At 48.1% G+C, this 210-nt stretch carries 1 protein-coding gene; it reads left to right on the top strand.

What is annotated here, in order from left to right:
• Nucleotides 1–210 (top strand): hypothetical protein (locus NF859_RS02715; protein WP_252742901.1); only part of this gene is annotated, 210 nt, incomplete at both ends.

The following is a 210-nucleotide window of genomic DNA, read 5'->3' as shown; positions in this document are numbered from 1 at the left end:
AACGACATTGAAGTCAACCCCGTCCACGACGACGACAACCCATATCTCATCACAGTTGGTGAGAAGAAGTTCTTCAACCCATTCGCCTGCAGAGACATAAGATACGCATTGAACTTCCTCATAAGCAGACAATACATAGTCCAGAACATCCTCCAGGGATCAGGACAACCAATGCTTGGTGGTATAAGGCCAAGCACCGGTGCAAACGCA

Origin of the sequence: Thermococcus alcaliphilus (assembly GCF_024054535.1) — an archaeon.
Classification (GTDB): domain Archaea; phylum Methanobacteriota_B; class Thermococci; order Thermococcales; family Thermococcaceae; genus Thermococcus_A; species Thermococcus_A alcaliphilus.
The sequence above is the reverse complement of the archived record's forward strand: the minus strand, read 5'-3'. Positions and strand labels throughout refer to the sequence as shown.